The organism is Mesorhizobium sp. B2-2-3 (assembly GCF_006442405.1).
Taxonomy (GTDB): Bacteria; Pseudomonadota; Alphaproteobacteria; order Rhizobiales; family Rhizobiaceae; genus Mesorhizobium.
Genome location: NZ_VFWC01000003.1, coordinates 371,108 through 391,569 on the forward strand (window position 1 = coordinate 371,108; position 20,462 = coordinate 391,569).

Here is a 20,462-nt window from a genome sequence, read left to right on the forward strand (position 1 = left end):
TAATACCAATAAAATACCAATAGCCAAGGGTTAATTTCCGCTGCAAAAAGATTAGAGCGTATTTTATTGAAAAACTTGGTCATTTACCTGCGCCAGCGATTTCGAGACCGCGAATTCGTTAATGCGTGTGGACAAGTGGTATTTTTTTGGTATTGTTTCCGAATTGGAGGAATTGGGATGGCCGAAACGCGCACCGAAGCGCTGCACAGGAATGCCGAGGGGCTGGATATCCAGGCTCCCGAAGCGATCCTTGCTTCGCTGGCCGATGCGCAGGTCGAGGCGGCGAAGATTGTGCGCAACGCCATTCCCTCCATCGCCAAAGCGGCCGAGATCATCGCCGGCAGCCTGAAGGGCGGCGGCAAGCTCGCCTATGCCGCGGCAGGCAGCTCCGGCCTGATGGCGCTTGCCGATGCGCTGGAACTGCCCGGCACCTTCGGCATCCGTCGCGACCGAATCGCCATCCTGATCGCCGGCGGCGATGAGGCCTTCAGAACCCTGGCCGGCGGCCCCGAAGACGATAAAGAGGAGGCCGCGACAGCGGTCGCCAACGCCGGCATTGGCAAGGGCGACTGCCTGATCGCAATCTCGGCCAGTGGTACGACGCCCTATGCACTGCGGGCGATCGAGGAAGCCGCCCGTCGCGGTGCGGCCACCATCGGCATCGCCAACAACCGGGACTCGGCTCTGCTGCGTCTGTCTGGAACCGCCATCCTGCTCGAAACGCCGCCGGAAGTGATCGCCGGCTCGACGCGCATGGGCGCCGGCACGGCCCAGAAGATCGCCCTCAATATGCTGTCGACGCTCGCCGCCATCCATCTCGGCCATGTCCATGACGGCTACATGGTCAATCTCATGGCCGACAACAGCAAGCTGCGCGACCGCGCGGCGCGGATCGTCGCGGCCATCAGCGGCGGCAGCCGCGACGACGCGGCCCGCCTGCTCGAAAAGAGCGGCGGTGCGGTCAAGACCGCCATTCTGCTTGCCGCCGGCGCCGACAGCGCCGACACGGCGCAGAAGATACTGGAAGAGGCCGGCCAGAAGCTGCGGCCGGCCCTTTCCGCGCTGGGGCATGATCCCGAAAAGTGGAGACCGCTTTTCGGAAAAGATCATGCTCGAACAAAGAAATAGAGCCTGTTTCATCCCGGTGTCCATCGGGGTGAAACAGGCTTGCGAGGGGAGCAAGGGGCGCAACGCCTCTGTTTTCATCAAAACCGAACCTGAAAAAGGTCAACAGGGAGACTGAGCATGACAACGAAACTACTGACGGCACTGCTTCTGGGCACCAGCATTCTCGGCTCCGCCGGGATGGCTTACGCCGAGGACGTAACGCTCAACATCGAAAGCTGGCGCGGCGACGACCTTGCCATCTGGAAGGACAAGCTGATCCCCGCTTTCGAAGCCAAGAACCCCGGCATCAAGGTGGTGTTCGCGCCCTCGGCGCCGACCGAATATGACGCGGCTCTCGGCGCCAAGCTCGCCGCCGGTTCGGCGGGCGACCTGATCACCTGCCGCCCGTTCGACAAGTCGCTCGAGCTGTTCAAGAAGGGCAATCTCGCGGACCTCTCCTCGCTGCCGGGCATGGACAACTTCTCGCCGGTGGCCAAGTCCGCCTGGCAGACCGACGACGGCAAGGCGACCTTCTGCGTGCCGATGGCGTCGGTCATCCATGGCTTCATCTACAACAAGGACGCCTTCGACAAGCTCGGCATCAAGGTGCCGGAGACCCGCGATGAGTTCTTCGCCGCGCTCGATAAGATCAAGGCCGACGGCACTTACATCCCGATGGCGATGGGCACCAAGGATCTCTGGGAAGCCGCGACCATGGGCTACCAGAACATCGGCCCCAACTACTGGAAGGGCGAGGAAGGCCGCGCGGCCCTCATCAAGCGCGAGCAGAAGCTGACCGACAAGGACTGGGTCGCGCCCTATGAGGAACTGGCCAAGTGGAAGCCCTATCTCGGCGACGGCTTCGAGGCGCAGACCTATCCGGACAGCCAGAACCTGTTCACGCTCGGCCGCGCCGCCATCTACCCGGCCGGCTCGTGGGAAATCGGCCTGTTCAACACTCAGGCCCAGTTCAAGATGGGTGCCTTCCCGCCGCCGGTCGAGAAGGCCGGCGATACCTGCTACATCTCCGACCATACCGATATCGGCATGGGCCTGAATGCGGGCTCCAAGCATGCGGATGCGGCCAAGACCTTCTTGTCCTGGGTGGCCTCGCCGGATTTCGCCACCATCTACGCCAACGCGCTGCCGGGCTTCTTCAGCCTGAACTCCTCGCCGGTGAAGATGGAGGACCCGCTGGCACAGGAATTCGTCTCCTGGCGCGGCAAGTGCAAGTCGACGATCCGCTCGACCTACCAGATCCTGTCGCGCGGCACGCCGAACCTCGAGAACGAGACCTGGGTCGAATCGGCCAATGTCATCAACGGCACCGATACGCCGGAAGCCGCTGCCAAGAAGCTGCAGGACGGCCTCGACAGCTGGTACAAGCCCGCCAAGTAAGGCTCTGGCAATGAGCTGGGCCGTTCCAGTGGACGGCCCAGCGTTTTTCGATAGCATCGACTGCGAAGGACGGCGCCGCCCCTTATCCGCCTGCCGGCAGCTTCTCCCCGTACAGTGACGGTGAGAAAGGGAGTTGCCGCAACGCTGGCGACCCCTCTCTCCGTTCTTCACCGGGAGAGGGTCGGGATGAGGGGCAGCGCTGTGGTCGAAAGCATTTCCCAGACCTGATCGGCGGGGACCGAACTCATGGCCGCACAAGCACGACCGAAAAGACCGATCCGCTGGCATATCGCCGTCTTCCTGGCGCCGGCGGTGCTCGTCTATACGGCGATCATGATCCTGCCGCTCGCCGGCACTTTGCAGCTGTCGCTGTTCCGCAACATCGAGCAATCCCAGGTCTTCGTCGGGCTGGCAAACTTCCGCACCCTGTTCGGCGATCCAAACTGGTCGGTGAATTTCTGGAACGCGCTGCGCAACAATGTCTGGTTCTTCATCATCCACATGCTGGTGCAGAACCCGATCGGCGTACTGCTGGCCGCACTTCTGTCCAGCCCCAGGCTGCGCTTTTCGGCCTTCTACCGCACGGCGATCTTCGTGCCGACCATCCTGTCCTTCGTCATCGTCGGCTTCGCCTGGAAGCTCATCCTGTCGCCGCTATGGGGCGTGGCACCGCACATGATGGACCTGGTCGGCCTCAGAAGCCTGTTCACGCCATGGCTCGGCAAGGAGCAGTATGCGCTGACCGCGCTTAGCCTGGTCTCGGTGTGGCAGTTCGTCGGCATCCCCATGATGCTGATCTACGCCGCGCTGCTGTCGATCCCCAATGAGGTCATAGAGGCGGCGGAATGCGATGGCATCACCGGCCTGTCGCAGTTCTGGAAGATCAAGCTGCCGCTGATCCTGCCCTCGATCGGCATCATCTCGATCCTGACCTTCGTCGGCAATTTCAACGCCTTCGACCTGATCTACACCGCGCAGGGCGCGCTCGCCGGGCCGAATTATTCGACCGACATTCTCGGCACCTTCCTCTACCGCGCATTCTTCGGCTTCCAGCTGCAGGTCGGCGACCCCAACATGGGCGCGACCATCGCCACGATCATGTTCCTGATCATCCTCGGCGGTGTCTGCGTCTACCTCTTCCTCATCCAGACGCGCCTGCGTCGATATCAGTTTTAGGGGGCGATATGTCGAGCTTGAGCACCCCCCTCTGTCCTGCCGGACATCTCCCCCGCAAGGGGGGAGATCAGCTGTTGTCACGGCCTTCGCCAGCCACCAGCGATGCAGGATATGTGTCGGCGCCAAAGCTGCCAATCTCCCCCCTTGCGGGGGAGATGGCCGGCAGGCCAGAGGGGGGTGGCTGGGTGCTGTTCCTCGGCAAAGTAGCTCCTCAGGAGACCATCCAATGAGCACCGCCACCCGTTCGCTGCCCCGCACGATCGGCGCTCATGCGATCCTGCTGACCTACACGGCGATCGCGCTGTTCCCGGTGATCCTGGTCATCATGAATTCGTTCAAATCCCGCGCCGGCATATTCGGCGCGCCGCTGACACCGCCGACGCCAAAGACCTTCGACCTGATCGGCTATACCACGGTGATCGGCCAGGGCGATTTCATCCACTATTTCCAGAACAGCCTCGTCGTCACCGTCGCCTCGCTGTTCTTCGTGCTGCTGTTCGGCGCCATGGCGGCATTCGCCCTGTCGGAATACCGTTTTCGCGGCAATACGCTGATGGGCCTCTATCTGGCGCTGGGCATCATGATCCCGATCCGGCTGGCCACCGTCGCCATCCTGCAATTGATGGTGGCGAGCGGGCTGGTCAACACGCTGACGGCGCTGATCCTGGTCTACACCGCGCAAGGCCTGCCGCTGGCTGTCTTCATCCTTTCGGAATTCATGAAGCAGGTGTCCGACGACCTGAAGAACGCCGGCCGCATCGACGGCCTGTCGGAATACACCATCTTCTTCCGGCTGGTGCTGCCGCTGGTGCGGCCATCGATGGCGACAGTCGCAGTGTTCACCATGATCCCGATCTGGAACGATCTGTGGTTCCCGCTGATCCTGGCGCCGTCGGAAGAGACCAAGACTGTGACCCTCGGCGCGCAGCTCTTCCTCGGCCAGTTCGTCACCAACTGGAACGCCATCCTGGCCGCGCTCTCGCTGGCGATCATGCCGGTGCTGATCCTCTACGTCATCTTCTCGCGGCAGTTGATCCGCGGCATCACGTCAGGAGCCGTCAAGTGAATTCGCAATCGCCCCTTCGCGTCGTCGCCGCCGGCCTCGGCAATATGGGCCGCAGCCATGCGCTCGCCTATCACACCAATCCGGGCTTCGAGATCGCCGCGTTGATCAACCGCTCCGACGTGCCGCTGCCGGATGGGCTGTCGGGCTACGGCATCAGGCGCTCCTTCGACGATGCGCTGCGCGACGAAAAGCCCGATGTCGCCTGCATAGCCACTTATTCCGACAGCCACGCCGACTATGCGGTGAGGGCGTTCGAGGCCGGCTGCCATGTCTTCGTCGAAAAGCCCCTGGCGACGACGGTGGCCGACGCCAGGCGCGTCGTCGCGGCCGCCAAGGCCAATGGCAGGAAACTGGTGATCGGCTACATACTGCGCCACCACCCGTCCTGGATCAGGCTGATCGCCGAGGCGCGCAAGCTCGGCGGCCCTTATGTCTTCCGCATGAACCTCAACCAGCAGTCCTCTGGCCATACCTGGGAGACGCACAAGCAATTGATGCGCACGACCTCGCCGATCGTGGACTGCGGCGTGCATTATCTCGACGTCATGCTGCAGATCACCGACGCCAGGCCGGTCGAGGTGCGCGGCATGGGCGTGCGGCTGACCGAGGAGGTGGCGCCCACGATGTACAACTACGGCCACCTCCAGGTGCTGTTCGATGACGGCTCGGTCGGCTGGTACGAGGCCGGCTGGGGACCGATGATTTCGGAGACCGCGTTCTTTGTCAAAGATGTCATCTCGCCGACGGGCTGCGTGTCGATTGTCATGAAGGAAGGCGTTAAGTCCGACGACATCGACACTCACACCAAGACGTCGACCATCCGCCTGCACAGTGCGAAAACCGGCGCGGACGGCAAGTTCGCCAAGCCAGACGAGATGCTGTCGATGGAGGGCGAACCCGGCCACCAGGATCTCTGCGATCTCGAACAGGCTTTTGTCCTCAAGGCGATCCGCGAGGATATCGATCTCACCCGCCATATGGACGACGCCGTGAAATCGCTCGCCGTCTGCCTTGCCGCCGACGAGAGCGTGCGCAGCGGGAAGGCGGTGCGATTGTGAAAACGAGGCTAGCGGTAGGGGTTGCGGCCTACGGCGCCCCCCTCTGGCCTGCCGGCCATCTCCCCCTCAAGGAGGGAGATCAGCTGTCGGCATGGCCTTCGCCAATCACAAACGTCAACAAGAGTGTTTCAGCGTCAAAGCTGCCAATCTCCCCCCTTGAGGGGGAGATGTCCGGCAGGACAGAGGGGGGTGCCCTGGCGCCCACTCATCAATTTGGAGGACTGCCGTGGGCTCGCTGAAGATCGAGAATGTGAAGAAGGCCTTCGGCCCGGTCGAGGTGCTGAAGGGCATCGACCTCGAGGTGACGGATGGCGAATTCGTCGTCTTCGTCGGCCCCTCGGGCTGCGGCAAGTCGACTTTGCTGAGGGTGATCGCCGGGCTGGAGGATTCGACCTCGGGCCGGGTGGTCATCGATGGCGCGGATGTCTCGGCCACGCCGCCGGCCAAGCGCGGCATCGCCATGGTGTTCCAGACCTATGCGCTCTATCCGCACCTGACGGTGAAGAACAATATGGGCCTTGGCCTCAAGCAGGCCGGCACGCCGGCGCCCGAGATCGAGCGCCGCATCGGCATCGCCTCGTCCATGCTGTCGCTTGAGCCCTATCTGGAAAGGCGTCCCGCGGAACTCTCCGGCGGCCAGCGCCAGCGCGTCGCCATCGGCCGCGCCGTGGTGCGCGAGCCAAAGCTGTTCCTGTTCGACGAGCCTTTGTCCAATCTCGACGCGGCACTGCGCGTCAACACGCGGTTGGAAATCGCGCAGCTGCATCGCCGCCTCAAGGCGACGATGATCTACGTCACCCACGACCAGGTCGAGGCGATGACGCTGGCAGACAAGATCGTGGTGCTCAATGCCGGGAAAATCGAGCAGATCGGCGGACCGATGGAACTCTACAATTCGCCGGCGAACGAATTTGTCGCGGGCTTCATCGGCTCGCCGAAGATGAACTTCATCGACGGCGCCAGGCTTGGGGAAACCGCCAAGAGCATCGGCGTGCGGCCGGAGCATCTGACTGTCGACCCGAAATCCGGCGCCTGGAAAGGCACGGTCGTGCATGCCGAGCACCTCGGCGCCGACACCAATCTCTATCTCGACTGCGAGAAGGCCGGGCTGATCACCGTGCGCATTTTCGGTGTTTATGACGCCGAGCCGGGGGCGACACTTTATGCAACGCCGGATCCGGCGAAGACCTATCGGTTTGGCGCGGATGGGAAGGTGCTGAAGTAGTATCGCAACATAGTTGGCGCTGCCCCTCATTCGCCTGCCGGCACCTTCTCCCCGTATAGTGACGGGGAGAAGGAAGATAGCTCCAGCGCCGGCGATTGGCGAAAGCAGCAACGACAGCGTCCTTCTCCCCGTTCTACGGGGAGAAGATGGCGGCAGCCAGATGAGGGGCGGCGCGACTCGTGAAAGTTATGCGTCAGCCCTGAACGTCTGCTTCTGCTGGCCCAACCCTTCGATGCCCAGCTCCACCACGTCGCCGGCCTTCAAGAACACCGGCGGCTTCATGCCCAGGCCGACACCGGGCGGCGTGCCTGTCGAAATGATGTCGCCAGGATGCAGCGACATGAACTGGCTGAGATAGGACACAAGATAGGCGACGCCGTAGACCATGGTCTTCGTCGAGCCGTTCTGCATGGTCTTGCCGTTGACGGTCAGCCACATCTTCAGGTTCTGCGGATCCGAGACCTCGTCCTTGGTCACCAGCCATGGGCCGGTCGGGCCGAACGTGTCGCAGCTCTTGCCCTTGGTCCATTGGCCCTGGCGCTCGGCCTGGAAGGCGCGCTCGGAGACATCGTGCGCGACGCAGTAGCCGGCGACATAATCGAGCGCATCGGCCTGGCTGACATATTTTGCCGTTTTGCCGATGACCACGCCGAGCTCGACCTCCCAGTCGGTCTTTTCCGAGCCGCGCGGGATCAGCACGTCATCGTCCGGTCCGACGATGGCCGAGCTGGCCTTCATGAAGATGATCGGCTCCGGCGGCACGGTGGCGCCGGTCTCGGCGGCGTGGTCGGAATAGTTGAGGCCGATGCAGATGAACTTGCCGGTGCCGGCAACGCAGGCACCGAGCCGCGGCTTGCCGGAAACCGCCGGCAGCGACTTTGCGTCGAGCTTGGACAGCATCTCCAGCGAGGCCGGGTGAAGCGTGGTGCCGGCAATGTCGGCGACATGGGCGGAGAGGTCGCGGATCGTCCCATCCGCATCGAGCAGGCCGGGACGTTCGCTCCCCACCTCGCCATAGCGCAGCAGTTTCATTTAGACCCTTCTCCTGGTTGCGGCCTCGCGGCCTTTTGCAAACTCTTCACCGAAACGAATGGCTCCCGTTTGGGAAGCCGGCGGACCGTACCACCGGCCTGATCCAGGGCAAGCGCGGACACCATATAGTGATCGCCGGTGAGCGGGATTTTCAGACTCCTCGATCCGGTTAGATCGACCAGCCACCATCGATATTGTAGGCCTGCCCGGATGTGTAGGTGGCGCCGGCCAGATAGACGGCCAGATCGGCGATTTCCTCCGGCGTGCCGAGCCGGCCCATCGGCTGGCGCGCGATGAAGGCGGCGCGCGCGGCTTCATAATCGCCCTGCGCGTGCATGCGATCCTGCAGCGACGGGCTCTCGACCGTACCGGGGCAGATGGCGTTGCAGCGTATGCCCTTGCCGACATAGTCGGCCGCGACTGCCTTGGTCAGGCCGATCACCGCAGCCTTGGTGACACCATAGGCGAAACGGTTCGGCACGCCCTTCTGCGAACTCGCCAGCGAGGCCATGTTGATGATCGACCCGTCTGCGCGCTCCAGCATGCCGGGCAGCACGGCGCGGATGGTGCGGATCATGGCGCGAACGTTGAGGTTGAGAGCGAAATCGAGATCGCTGTCCTTCATCTCCAGGATTGAGCCGGAGTGGACGAAACCGGCGCAGTTGAACAGCACGTCGACGCGGCCGATCCCGGCGAAGGCGGTGTTGACCGCCTCGTCATTGAGCACGTCGACCTTGCGTGTCTTGATCCCGGCAGTCTTGGCGAGTTCCGCCAGCAGCGTTTCGTTGATGTCGGTGGCATGGACGGTAGCTCCTGCCTTGGCGAAGGCGAGCGCGCTTGCCTTGCCGATGCCTTGCGCCGCTGCCGTGATGACGACGACCTTGCCTGCCAGATCCGCCATGCTGTTCTCCTTCTGGGTTAACTGCCTTTATCGGCGGCCTGCGAAGGCGTCATGTGCCAGTCACAGGCCATGATGTGGCCTGCTCTGTCAGTTCACAGATAAAGATGTTTTTTCTCGTTAAAGAACATAAGCCCGAGCGTCAAGCCCGAACCCGATCTCCATCGTGACAGCATGGAACGTCAGTCGCCGTAGGGCACCCAGACGTTCTTCACCTCGACGGCGCGGCGCAGCAAAACATCGCCAGCGGCTTCTTCCGAGGCCCAGTCGAGGCTACGGCCATTGCCGCTCCAGATACGTTTGAGGTTGCCGACGGACTCGACCTCCGCCTTGGCGCAGGTGTCGGCATCGGCGAACAGCCAGAGCCCATCGACATCGTCATGCTTGGCCAGCACGCCGGCAAGTTCGGCCGTGCGTCCGGTGACGATGTTGATGGCGCCGGCAGGCACGTCGGAATATTCGATGACCTGATAGAGATCGGTGGCGAGCAGCGGATGGCGCTCCGAAGGCACCGCGACCACCGTGTTGCCCATTGCCAGCGCCGGCGCGACCAGTGAGATGAACCCGAGCAGCGGCTGATTGTCGGGCGCGACGATGCCGACGACGCCAACCGGCTCATGCAATGCCAGCGTCACGGCCCGTGCCGGTGGCTGGTGCACGCGCCCCTCAAACTTGTCGGCAAGTCCGGCATAGAGGAACAAGCGCTCGATCGACTGGTCGACCTCCTCGCGTGCCGCCTTGGCGGTCGCGCCCGTGAGCTGGACGAGACGGGCGGCGAACTCCTCCGCCCGGCCGGAGAGGTTTTCCGCCAGATAATAGAGCACCTGTGAGCGGTTGTAGGCGGTCGCCTCCGGCCATGCCTTGCAGGCTCGCGCAGCTGCGACGGCATCGCGTATATCCTTGCGGTTGCCCAAGCCGACTTCGCCGGCAAGCTTGCCCTTGGCAGTGACAACCGCCAGCGAGTAGTTGCCATCGGGCCGAACCTGTTTGCCGCCGATGAACAGTTTTGCCGTCCGGTCGATCGCCATGCCCTCGGCCTGCTCGACCGGTTGTGTCGAGGCTGCCGCCGGCTTGATGTCCGGGCCGAGCGGCAGCTTTGCCGTGAGATATTCGAACATGCCTTCGCGCCCGCCCTCGCGGCCGAAACCGCTCTCGCGGTAGCCGCCAAAGCCGCAGGCGGCGTCGAACATATTGGTACCGTTGACCCAGACAACACCCGCTTTCAATTGCGGCGCGACGTGCAAGGCAAGATTGACGTTTTCGCTCCACACCGAAGCGGCAAGGCCATAGCGGGTGTTGTTGGCGAGCTCGATTGCTTCCTCGGTGTTGCGGAACGTCATGGTCGCCAGAACGGGCCCGAACACTTCTTCCTGGGCGAGAATATTAGCCGGCGAAACGCCGGTAGCGAGGGTCGGCAGATGGTAATAGCCGGATGAAGGCAGCGCCGCATCCGGCTGCCAGCAGACCGCCCCCTGTTTTGCGCCCTCGGCGACCAGGCCCTTGACGCGATCGAGCTGCGTCAGATCGACCAGCGGGCCGATATCGGTGTTCTTGTCCAGCGGGCTGCCGACGTGCAGCCGGCTCATCCTGACCTTGACCTTGGCGATGAAGGCGTCGGCGATGCCTTCCTGCACCAGCAGCCGCGAACCGGCGCAGCAGACCTGTCCCTGGTTGAACCAGATGCCGTCGACCAAGCCTTCGACGGCGCTGTCGAGATCAGCGTCCTCGAACACGATGAAGGCCGACTTGCCGCCAAGCTCCAGCGACAGCTTCTTGCCCGAGCCGGCGGTAGCCTTGCGGATGATCTTGCCGACTTCGGAAGACCCGGTGAAGGCGATCTTCTGGATGCCGGGGTGGTTGACGATGGCCGCACCCGCTTCCGGGCCGCCCTGCACGATGTTGACGACGCCTTTCGGCACGCCGGCGCGTTCGCAGATTTCGGCGAACAGGATGGCGGTCAGCGGCGTGAATTCGGCCGGCTTCAGCACCACGGTGCAGCCGGCGGCCAGTGCCGGCGCGATCTTCCAGGCCAGCATCAGCAGCGGAAAGTTCCAAGGGATGATCTGGCCGACGATGCCGACGCCCTTGTGGCCGGGGAAATCCTTGTCCAGCGCCTGCGCCCAGCCGGCGTGATGGATGAAGTGGCGGATCGCCAGCGGCACGTCGATGTCGCGGCTCTCGCGGATCGGCTTGCCATTGTCGATTGTCTCAAGCACCGCGAGCAGGCGCTGGTGGCGCTGCATGGCGCGGCCGATGGCATAGAGCACTTTTGCCCTGGTATAGCCCGAGGAGGCCGACCATTTCGGCAGCGCCTTGGTGGCCGCCGCGACCGCCGCGTCGATGTCGGCGGCGCCCGCGTCCGAAACCTTGGCCAGCAGCTTGCCGGAAGAAGGCTCGCTGGTCTCGAAGGTCTTGCCGCCCCCAGCCGCCTTCCAGGTGCCGTCGATGAACAATGCCTTGGAAAAATCGCGCACGGCAAGCCAGGCGTCGGCCTCGTTGCGGGCTTCCGGCGCCGGACCGTATTCCATGGCGTGATAGCGTTCGAGAATGTTCATGGGGCCCTCCAGATAATTGCCTCGGCAAGCGCTCTGTCGCGCCCCCCTCTGTCCTGCCGGACATCTCCCCCACAAGGGGGGAGATTGGCAGTTTCAGCGTGTCGCTGCCCTTGCGACGTTGAAAATGGACGAAAACAAGGAAGCGCGTGATCTCCCCCCGTGTGGGGGAGATGTCCGGTAGGACAGAGGGGGGCGCCGTAGGGCTCCACGTTCGAGCCCTGACTCAAGCCATCGCGTGGCGGTGATTGGCCGAATAGTGCCCGGTCAGGTGATGTTCGAGTTGCCGCTCGATGTCTGTCAGCAGGCTCGAGGCGCCGAAGCGGAACAGATCCGGTTCCAGCCACGGCCGGCCGAGTTCTTCCTTCATCAGCACCAGCCAGTCGAGCGACACCTTGGCGGTAGAAATGCCGCCGGCCGGCTTGAAGCCGATGAGATAGCCGGTTTCCTCGAAATAGGCCCTGATGGCGCGCACCATGGCAAGGCCGACGGGCAGCGTGGCGTTGACGCTTTCCTTGCCGGTCGAGGTCTTGATGAAATCGGCGCCCGCCATCATTGCCACCATAGAGGCCAGCATCACATTCCGCAGCGTGGCGAGGTCGCCGGTGCCGAGAATGACCTTCAGATGCGCATCGCCGCAGGCAGCGCGCATCGAGACGATCTCGTTGTAGAGCTCGCGCCATTTGGCCCCGAACACCAGGCCGCGCGGGATGACGACGTCGATCTCGTCGGCGCCGTCGCGCACCGAGGCCTCGATCTCCTGGAGGCGGGTCGACAGTGGCGCAAGACCATGCGGGAAGGCGGTGGAGACGGCGGCGACATGGATGCCGGTGCCGCGCACGGCGTCGACCGCGGTGGCGACGAACGGATGATACACGCAGACGGCGGCCGGGCGGATGGGTTCGCCCGCAATGCCCAGGCCCTCGGCGATGTCGCGGCGCAGCGGATTGATCGCCTTGGCGCAAAGCCGGCGCACGCGCTCTTCCGTGTCGTTCGAGTTGAGCGTCGTCAGGTCCATGCAGGCTATCGCCCGCAGCAGCCAGGCCGCCTGGTTGTCGGCCTTGATCGAGCGCCGCTTGGTCAGGCTGGCGACGCGCCGTTCCAGCGCCGAGCGGTTGACGCTGCGCACCGACTCCAGAAAGCCGAGGTCGAGCTTCATGCCGGGATTGCGCGCGATGCGATGATCCAGCGGGAGGGCGGTGTTGGCGGCGGCGCGCGCCGGCAGCGGCATCACCTTGGCCTCGGCCTCGCGGATTGTGCTGCTCATCTCCTGCCCTTTCACTCAGCGACTGCGCTTATGTCTAGGTGTGTATCGTCTTCCCAAACCGCTCGGCACTTTTGGGCGACACGCACGAAGATAGCCCGCGAAGCCGCGCTTCACGAGTCCTCAAGCGAGGATAGCTGAAAAGGGCCGCGAAAGCAGCTAATTTTTGACCAGAAGGTCAAAAGCTCGATCGCCGGGAAGAGCAGGCCTCAGCCGACGAAGGCGCGCTCGACGACAAAAGTCGAGGGATGGCTGAGCGAGCCTTCCTGGAAACCGAGGCTCTCGGCCATTTCCTTGACGTCCTTCAGCATATGCATCGAGCCGCAGATCATGATGCGGTCGGTCTCGGGATTGAGCTTCTCTATGCCGAGGTCGGCGTAGAATTTGCCGGAGCCGATCAGCGCGGTGATGCGACCCATGCGCGCCGACTCCTCGCGGGTCGTGGAGTTGTAAAGCGTGACACGGCCGCCGGTCAGTTCGCCGATCAGCGGGTCGCTTTCGAGCGCCGCCACCAGTTCCTGGCCATAGGTCAGCTCGGCATTGTCACGGCAGGTGTGGGTCAGGATCAGCTGCTCGAATTTTTCATAAGTGTCAGGGTCACGCAGCAGGCTGGCGAAGGGCGCGATGCCGGTGCCGGTGGAGATCATGAACAGCCGCTTGGCCGGCGTCAGCGCGTCGACCACCAGCGTGCCGGTCGACTTCTGGCGCATGATGACGGTGTCGCCGACCTGGATCTTCTGCAACTCCGAGGTCAGGGGGCCGTCCGGTACCTTGATGGAAAAGAATTCCAGCTCTTCGTCCCAGGCCGGGCTGGCCACCGAATAGGCGCGGAACACCGGCTTCTCGGCATTGGGCAGGCCGATCATGACGAATTCGCCGGAACGGAAGCGCAGCGACTGCGGACGGGTGATGCGGAACGAGAACAGCCGGTCGGTGTAGTGCTTCACCGAGACCACGGTTTCGGCATAGACATTGGCTGGAATCGGAAATTGCAGCGGGCGGGCGCCGGCGGTGTTGAACGCGGATGTGGTGTTCATCAAATCCAACCTTCTGGCCCAACTCACGAACGCGGGCGCCAAACCTTATTCCTGCGCGTCCGGACCGTTCAGGTTCCGGCGTGCTGCTCGCACACTCCAAAGCGGTAAGCTCTTGTGTCCGGAATTTATTAGTATACAAACGATATTTGCGTCAAGATGCCGCCGTAAAACACCTTTCCAAACTGTGACATATCCGTAGTCCCAGCATTTCGGGTTTCGACAATGAAAGAGAATTTTTCGGTGCAGCCGCCGGATTCCCTGGGCAGTGTCGTCGCCGGCATCGACGTCGGCGGAACCTTCACCGATCTGCTTCTGATTGATGGCAAGGATGGCGGGCGGGTACATATCGCCAAGACGCCCACGACCGTCGACAACCAGGCCTTCGGCGTCGTTTCGGCGCTCGATACCACCGGCTTTCCGATCGACGGCATCGATCTTATCGTGCATGGCACGACGACAACCACCAACGCGGTGCTCGAACGCCGGCTGGCGAAGACCGGCATGATCACCACGCGCGGCTTTCGCGACGTGATCGAGCTCGGCCGGCGCACGCGGCCGCAGCCCTATGGCATGACCGGCACCTTTGTTCCGGTCATCCCGCGCAACCTGCGGCTCGAAGTGTCCGAGCGCGTCGAGGCGTCGGGAGCGGTACGCATGCCACTCGACGAAGCCGAAATGCGCGAGGCGGTGAAGGCGCTGATCGATGCCGGCTGCGAATCCCTGGTCATCCACTTCCTGCATTCCTACGCTAACCCTTCGCACGAGCGGCGCGCCGCCGAGATCGCCGCCGAACTCTGGCCGAACGACTACATCACCGCGGGTCATGCGCTGCTGTCGGAAGCGCGCGAATTCGAGCGCGGCGTCACCGCCTCGGTCAACGCTTCGGTGCAGCCGATCCTCGAGCGCTATGTCGAGCGGCTACGTAAGGAGTTGGCTGATAAGGGCTATGCTCGCGATTTCCTGATCATGAACGGCAATGGCGGTATGATCTCGGCCCGCTTCGTCACACGTGAATCGGCCAAGACCGTGATGTCCGGGCCGGCCTCGGGCGTCATCGCCGCCGCCTATACGGGCAAGCGCGCCGGCTTCGAAAACCTCGTCACCTACGACATGGGCGGCACCTCGACCGACGTGGCGCTGATCCGCAACGCCGAACCGGCGGTTTCGAACGAGATCGAGATCGAATACGCCATGCCCATCCATGTGCCGATGGTGGCGGTGCACACGGTCGGCGCCGGCGGCGGCTCGATCGCGCGCGTCGACGCGGCAGGCCTGATCCAGATCGGCCCGGAAAGTGCCGGCGCCAATCCCGGCCCGATCTGCTACGGCCGCGGCGGCCTGGAGCCGACCATCACCGACGCCAATCTGGTGCTCGGCCGGCTGGCGTCGAAGAAGCTGCTTGCCGTCGACAATCCGGTCACATCAGAGCGTGTCACCGGCATTTTCGCCGACAGGATCGGCAAGGCGACGGGCTTGTCCGGCGTCGAAGCAGCCGGCGCGGTGCTCAGGCTCGGCAATATGAAGATGGCCGGCGCCATCCGCATGGTGTCGGTGTCGCGCGGTCACGATCCGCGCGATTTCGCGCTGTTCGCCTTCGGCGGCGCCGGCCCGCTGCACGCCACCGCTCTGGCGCGCGAACTTGGACTGCCCCGGGTGCTGGTGCCGGCTCGGCCGGGCATCACCAACGCGCTCGGCTGCGTTGTCGCGGACCTGCGCCACGATTTCGTCAACACCATCAATCAGCCGGTAGGCGTTTTGGAGGAAAGCCGCCTCCATCAGGTATTGGAACGGCATCGAAACGAAGGCGAGGAGCTGATCGCCAAGGAGGCGGTGAAACCGCAGACCATCCGCGTCACCCATTCCGCCGACATGCAGTTCGTCGGGCAGACCCACATCATCAACGTGCCGCTGCCGTCCTCGTCGGTGACCCGGCAGGAGCTGCAGGCGCTGTTCGAAAAGGTCTATTTCGCCCGCTTCAAGGTCGAGCTGCCGGAAATCCGCGCCAATCTGGTCAACTTGAACACTTCGGTGACGGGTGTCAGGCCGGCGATCGATCTGTCGCGGCTGATCGACCCCGCCGGGCGGGCAAAGACGCTCGACGAGGCCCGGCGTGAGATCCGGCCGGTCTGGTACAGCGGGCGCTGGCATGACACGCCCGTATACGCACGCGAAGAACTGCCGCTCAATGCGGTCATCGAAGGGCCCGCGATCCTCGAACAGATGGACGCTACCACGGTGCTCGAACCCGGCGACCGCGCCCGCTCGGACGCCGACGGCAACATCATCATCGACATCGGTGAGGCCTGAGATGCAAAAGCTCGACGCGATCACGCTCTCAGTCCTCCAGGCAGCCCTGCAGCAGGTCTGCGATGAGATGGACCTGACCTTTTCCCGCGCCGCCTTCTCACCTGTCATCGCCGAGGCCAACGACCGCTCCGACGGCATCTATTCGGCCGTCGACGGCTCGCTGATCGCGCAAGGCAGCCAGGGCCTGCCGGTATTCGTCGGCGTCATGCAATATTCGACCAGGACGATGATCGAGATGATCGCCGACGGCCGCTGCCTGGCTCCGGAGCCGGGCGATATCTACATTGTCAACGACCCCTATCTCGGCGGCACGCACTTGATGGACGTACGCTTCGTCATGCCGGTCTACCGCGACGGCAAGATTTTCTGCTGGCTTTCCAACACCGGCCATTGGCCCGACATTGGCGGTTCGGTGCCCGGCGGCTTCTCGGCTTCGGCGACGGCGGTCGAGCAGGAAGGCTTGCGGCTGCCGCCGGTCAAACTGTTCAAGAAAGGCGTACTCGACCCGGAGATCTACGCCATCATCTGTTCGAACATCCGCGTCGCCGACCAGCGCATCGGCGACATCAGGGCGCAGGCTGCCGCACTGCTGATCGGCCAGGATCGGCTCAATGGAATTCTGGATCGTTACGGAGACGAAACTGTTGTCGAGGCGATCGCAGAACTGCGCCGCCGCGCCGCCGAGCAGATGCGCGCCAACATAGCGGCCATTCCCGACGGGACCTACCGCTCGAAGGCCTTCGTCGATTCCGACGGCGTGGTCAACGAGCCGCTGACCATCGCGCTCGCCGTCGAGAAGAAGGGCGACACCCTGATTTTCGATTTCGCCGGCTCGTCAAAGCCCTGCGCCGGGCCGATGAACAGCGTGCTGGCGACCACCTTGTCCTCGGTTTATCTCGCCATGCGCCATATCTTCCCCGATGTGCCGATCAGCGCCGGCGCCTTCGAGCCGCTCGAGGTCAAGCGGCCGGAGGGTACCTTCCTGGATGCCAGATATCCCCGCCCGGTCTCGGGCTGCGCCGCGGAAGTGTCGCAGCGCATCGCCGAGGCGGTGTTCGCGGCCATGGTGCAGGCGCTGCCCGACAAGGTAACGGCGGCGCCCGCCGGCTCCAGCGGCAATTTCGCGCTCGGCGGCAACGATCCGGCGCGCGGCCGCGACTATGTCATGTACCAGATCTCTGGTGGCGGCTATGGCGGCAATGCCGGCCATGACGGGCTGACCAATGGCTGCTCGACCATCGGCATCTCCAAGTCGCCGCCGGTCGAGATCATGGAGCAGGCCTTTCCGGTGCTTTACCGTCACTATGCGTTGCGCGAGGGCTCGGGCGGCGCCGGCAAACATCGCGGCGGCTTTGGCCTTGCCTACGAGGTCGAGATCCTGCGTGGAGAAGCCCGCGCCTCCTTTGTCATGGACCATGGCCGCTTCGGCCCGCAAGGCGCGCTCGGCGGCCGGGATGGCGAGCCCAACACGGTGGCCGTCATCCGCGACGGGAAGGAACATGTGCCGCCGCACCTCTCCAAGGAGCAGGACATCGCGCTCAAGGCCGGTGACCGCGTCCGCGTCGGTACGCCGGGTGGTGGCGGCTACGGCAATCCGCGTGAGCGCGATCCGGAACTGGTGGCTCAGGACGTCAGGCTTGGTTATTATACGGCTGAACAGGCCAGGGATTTGTTCGGCGCCGCATGAACTCGCTGGCGCCTTGTTCGACCCGGAGGAGTAAGGCCGCGGCCTGGTCCGGCTTGCTCGGAAATCGTTTTGGCCTCTCCTGCGGGTCCATGATATGATTTGCGAATGAAGTATCTTAATTCAAGAACCGGCCGCTCAGCCAAGACGGGTCATTTCGTGCTGACGAGAGCGCATGGCGAGAAAATCAGCGCTGTCGAAGGTATGAAGTTGTCGTCCCGCATGGCGAAAATACTCAACCATGGTGTGCGGCAAGGGTTGTCCGGTGACGAGCGGCGCTCGCTGATCAAAGAAGAAATCCGCAAAAAGAAATAGGCCGTTGGTCTACGCTGCCGAGTTCGATCCACTCTGCTACCCCGGCACGACCGTGCTTATAAATCTGCTTGATATCCGCGAGCAGGCAGAGCTCGATGAGGTCGAGCTCGCCTTGTTCCTGACTCGCGCGGACGAGCCCCTTCCCGCAGGCGAACTCGACTACCGTCACTATCTCCACCTGCATCGGCACCTGTTCCAAGACGTGTATGCTTGGGCCGGTCAGCCGCGCACCATCCGGATCGGCAAGGGTGGCAGCTGGTTTTGCTATCCCGAGCACATCGCCGGCGAGATGGTTCGGGTGTTCCGTGAACTTGGCGAGCCCGACTCCTTGGCAGACCTAGACAGCCTCGGTTTTGCGAGGCACGTGGCCCACATCGTTGCGGAGGTCAATGCCGTTCATCCTTTTCGCGAAGGCAACGGCCGTACCCAACTCACCTTCCTTGCGATGCTTGCTGAACATGCGGGCTTCACATTCAACGCCGATATCCTGGAGCGAGATCGCGTTATTCAGGCGATGATTGACAGCTTCGGTGGTTCCGAGGCGCCGCTTCAAACGCTTATCGAAGACATCATCGCGTAGCTCAGCCGCTCACCCCCTCCGGTCCAGCTTCGCCACCAGCCGGTCGCCCACCCACTGGATGCCGCAGACCAGGATGATCAGCACGATCACCACGGCGATCATCACTGACGTCTCGAACCGCTGGTAGCCGTAGCGGATGGCGAGGTCTCCGAGGCCGCCGGCGCCGATCGCGCCGGCCATGGCGGAGGCGCCGACCAGCGTCACCAGCGTCACGGTGAAGCCCGCGACGATGCCTGGCAGCGCTTCCGGCACCAGCACCTCGCGGATGATCGTCCAGCGATTGCCGCCCATGGCGCGCGCCGCCTCGATCAGGCCATGGTCGACCTCGCGCAGCGACACTTCGGCGATGCGCGCGTAGTAGGGCGTGGCGGCGATCGACAGCGGCACGATCGCCGCCCAGGTGCCGATCGAGGTACCGACGATCAGCCGCGTCACCGGGATCAGCGCCACCAAAAGGATGATGAACGGCACCGACCGGAAGCCGTTGATGACTGCGCCGAGCACGCGGTTGACCCACAGGCTTTCGGCGATGCCGCCGCGTTCGGTGGCGATCAAGGCGAGACCAAGCGGCAGGCCGAAAACCAGCGAGATGAGGCCGGAAGCGGCCGTCATCAGCACCGTCTCCCAGATCGACCGCAGCAGAAGCTCAAACAGGATCGGCGACATGGCCAAGCACCTCCACCCGCGCCTGGCGCGATTTCAGGAATGCGATCACTCGCGCGAGATGGCTTGCATCGCTGCCGGGGACAGACAGGAACAGTGTGCCCACCGGCTGCTGCTGGATATGGTCGATGCCGCCATGGACGAGGCGGAACGTGCCAGGCACGAGCGTCGCGAGATCGGACAAGAGCGGGCTTTGCGCGGCCTCCCCGGCCACATCCACGCGCAGGATCGTCTCCGCGCCGGTCGCGGGCAGCAGCCGGGCCAAGAGCTCGGCCGGCAGTTGCGGCCGGATGGCGCCAAGCAGGCTTTTCGTGATCGGCGACCGTGGCTCGGCAAACACCGACCAGACCGGGCCTTGCTCGACGAAGCGCCCGGCGTCGATCACCGCCACGCGGTCGCCGATCGAGCGGATCACCTCCATCTCATGGGTGATCAAAAGGATGGTCAGGCCAAGCTGCCGGTTGATGTCCCTCAGCAAGGCGAGGATGGACCGCGTCGTCTCCGGGTCAAGCGCGGAGGTGGCTTCATCCGACAACAGCAGCGCCGGCCGCGCGGCCAGCGCCCTGGCGATGCCGACGCGCTGCTTCTGCCCACCCGACAGCGATGCCGGATACGCCTTTGCCTTCTCCGACAGGCCGACCAGTTCAAGCAGTTCGGCGGCGCGGCGCAGCCGCTCCGCCTTCGGGCGGCCCTCGATCTTGAGCGGCAGCGCCACATTGTCCTCGACGGTCTTGGCCGACAAAAGGTTGAAATGCTGGAAGATCATGCCGATGCGCCGCCGCAGCGGCTGCAGGTCGCGCTCGCCGAGCCGGCTGATCTCGCGGCCTTCGATGAAGACTTCACCGGAATCCGGCCGCTCCAGCCCGTTCAGGCAGCGGATCAGCGTCGACTTGCCGGCGCCGCTGCGGCCAATGATGCCGAGGATCTCGCCCTTGCGCACCGTCAGCGAAGTGCCGTCGAGCGCCGCCGTCGCGCCGAAGCGGCGCTTCAGGTCAACGAGCCGCACCACGTCCTGGGACGTGTCAGGCTGGCCCTGGATCGGGCCGACGGTGCCCGTTGATGCCGCGAAATGCTGGTTCATGCGTGTTCCTGTTCTCGTC

General features: G+C 63.8%; 17 protein-coding genes. 10 read left to right on the top strand and 7 right to left on the bottom strand.

Features of this window, described 5'->3' with window-relative positions; genetic code table 11:
• The first annotated feature begins 177 nt into the window (after positions 1-177).
• The 6 genes from FJ951_RS07755 to FJ951_RS07790 all read left to right on the top strand — a co-directional run bounded on the left by FJ951_RS07755 (position 178) and on the right by FJ951_RS07790 (position 7,030).
• Positions 178-1,128: an N-acetylmuramic acid 6-phosphate etherase gene (locus FJ951_RS07755; RefSeq protein WP_140514214.1), complete on the top strand. Its 951-nt coding sequence runs from the start codon at positions 178-180 to the stop codon at positions 1,126-1,128.
• Positions 1,129-1,245: 117 nt separating this feature from the next.
• Entirely contained in the window at positions 1,246-2,505 is a 1,260-nt protein-coding gene (locus tag FJ951_RS07760) for an ABC transporter substrate-binding protein (RefSeq protein WP_140514215.1), read from the top strand.
• Between the two features lie 246 nt (positions 2,506-2,751).
• The gene (locus FJ951_RS07765; RefSeq protein ID WP_140514217.1) at positions 2,752-3,681 is read left to right on the top strand and encodes a sugar ABC transporter permease; all 930 of its coding nucleotides are present in this window, start codon (positions 2,752-2,754) and stop codon (positions 3,679-3,681) included.
• 226 nt (positions 3,682-3,907) lie between these two features.
• Positions 3,908-4,747, top strand: coding sequence for a carbohydrate ABC transporter permease (locus tag FJ951_RS07775; protein WP_140491597.1), 840 nt, complete (start codon positions 3,908-3,910; stop codon positions 4,745-4,747).
• Positions 4,744-5,805, top strand: coding sequence for a Gfo/Idh/MocA family oxidoreductase (locus tag FJ951_RS07780; RefSeq protein WP_140514220.1), 1,062 nt, complete (start codon positions 4,744-4,746; stop codon positions 5,803-5,805). Before FJ951_RS07775 ends, FJ951_RS07780 begins: the two co-directional genes overlap by 4 nt.
• 226 nt (positions 5,806-6,031) lie before the next feature.
• Positions 6,032-7,030, top strand: coding sequence for an ABC transporter ATP-binding protein (locus FJ951_RS07790; RefSeq protein WP_140514224.1), 999 nt, complete (start codon positions 6,032-6,034; stop codon positions 7,028-7,030).
• 186 nt (positions 7,031-7,216) lie between these two features.
• On the opposite strand, the gene FJ951_RS07795 is transcribed toward FJ951_RS07790, so the two are convergent.
• The 5 genes from FJ951_RS07795 to FJ951_RS07820 form a co-directional block, all read right to left on the bottom strand.
• A complete protein-coding gene (locus FJ951_RS07795; protein ID WP_140514225.1) occupies positions 7,217-8,062 on the bottom strand; it encodes a fumarylacetoacetate hydrolase family protein in 846 nt (281 codons plus the stop codon).
• A 169-nt stretch (positions 8,063-8,231) separates the two neighbouring features.
• Entirely contained in the window at positions 8,232-8,963 is a 732-nt protein-coding gene (locus FJ951_RS07800; RefSeq protein WP_140514227.1) for an SDR family oxidoreductase, read from the bottom strand.
• A gap of 179 nt (positions 8,964-9,142) precedes the next feature.
• A complete protein-coding gene (locus FJ951_RS07805; protein ID WP_140514229.1) occupies positions 9,143-11,515 on the bottom strand; it encodes an aldehyde dehydrogenase family protein in 2,373 nt (790 codons plus the stop codon).
• A 223-nt stretch (positions 11,516-11,738) separates the two neighbouring features.
• Entirely contained in the window at positions 11,739-12,779 is a 1,041-nt protein-coding gene (gene deoC, locus FJ951_RS07815; RefSeq protein ID WP_140491579.1) for a deoxyribose-phosphate aldolase, read from the bottom strand.
• A gap of 206 nt (positions 12,780-12,985) precedes the next feature.
• Positions 12,986-13,813 (bottom strand): ferredoxin--NADP reductase, encoded by an 828-nt coding sequence (locus FJ951_RS07820; protein ID WP_140514230.1) that lies wholly within the window; start codon positions 13,811-13,813, stop codon positions 12,986-12,988.
• Between the two features lie 222 nt (positions 13,814-14,035).
• Between FJ951_RS07820 and FJ951_RS07825 the strand changes: the two genes are divergently transcribed.
• The 4 genes from FJ951_RS07825 to FJ951_RS07840 all read left to right on the top strand — a co-directional run bounded on the left by FJ951_RS07825 (position 14,036) and on the right by FJ951_RS07840 (position 18,699).
• On the top strand, positions 14,036-16,120 hold the full coding sequence (locus FJ951_RS07825; RefSeq protein WP_140514232.1) for a hydantoinase/oxoprolinase family protein: 2,085 nt from the start codon (positions 14,036-14,038) through the stop codon (positions 16,118-16,120).
• A gap of 1 nt (position 16,121) precedes the next feature.
• A complete protein-coding gene (locus FJ951_RS07830; protein WP_140514234.1) occupies positions 16,122-17,807 on the top strand; it encodes a hydantoinase B/oxoprolinase family protein in 1,686 nt (561 codons plus the stop codon).
• Positions 17,808-17,912: 105 nt separating this feature from the next.
• Positions 17,913-18,119 (top strand): hypothetical protein, encoded by a 207-nt coding sequence (locus FJ951_RS07835; protein WP_140514236.1) that lies wholly within the window; start codon positions 17,913-17,915, stop codon positions 18,117-18,119.
• A 4-nt stretch (positions 18,120-18,123) separates the two neighbouring features.
• Positions 18,124-18,699, top strand: coding sequence for a Fic family protein (locus FJ951_RS07840; RefSeq protein ID WP_140514237.1), 576 nt, complete (start codon positions 18,124-18,126; stop codon positions 18,697-18,699).
• 9 nt (positions 18,700-18,708) lie between these two features.
• Here FJ951_RS07840 and FJ951_RS07845 read toward each other — a convergent pair whose 3' ends face one another.
• Complete coding sequence (locus FJ951_RS07845) at positions 18,709-19,365, bottom strand: methionine ABC transporter permease (RefSeq protein WP_140491569.1); 657 nt, start codon at positions 19,363-19,365, stop codon at positions 18,709-18,711.
• Complete coding sequence (locus FJ951_RS07850; protein WP_140514239.1) at positions 19,346-20,443, bottom strand: methionine ABC transporter ATP-binding protein; 1,098 nt, start codon at positions 20,441-20,443, stop codon at positions 19,346-19,348. Before FJ951_RS07850 ends, FJ951_RS07845 begins: the two co-directional genes overlap by 20 nt.
• Positions 20,444-20,462: the final 19 nt, after the last annotated feature.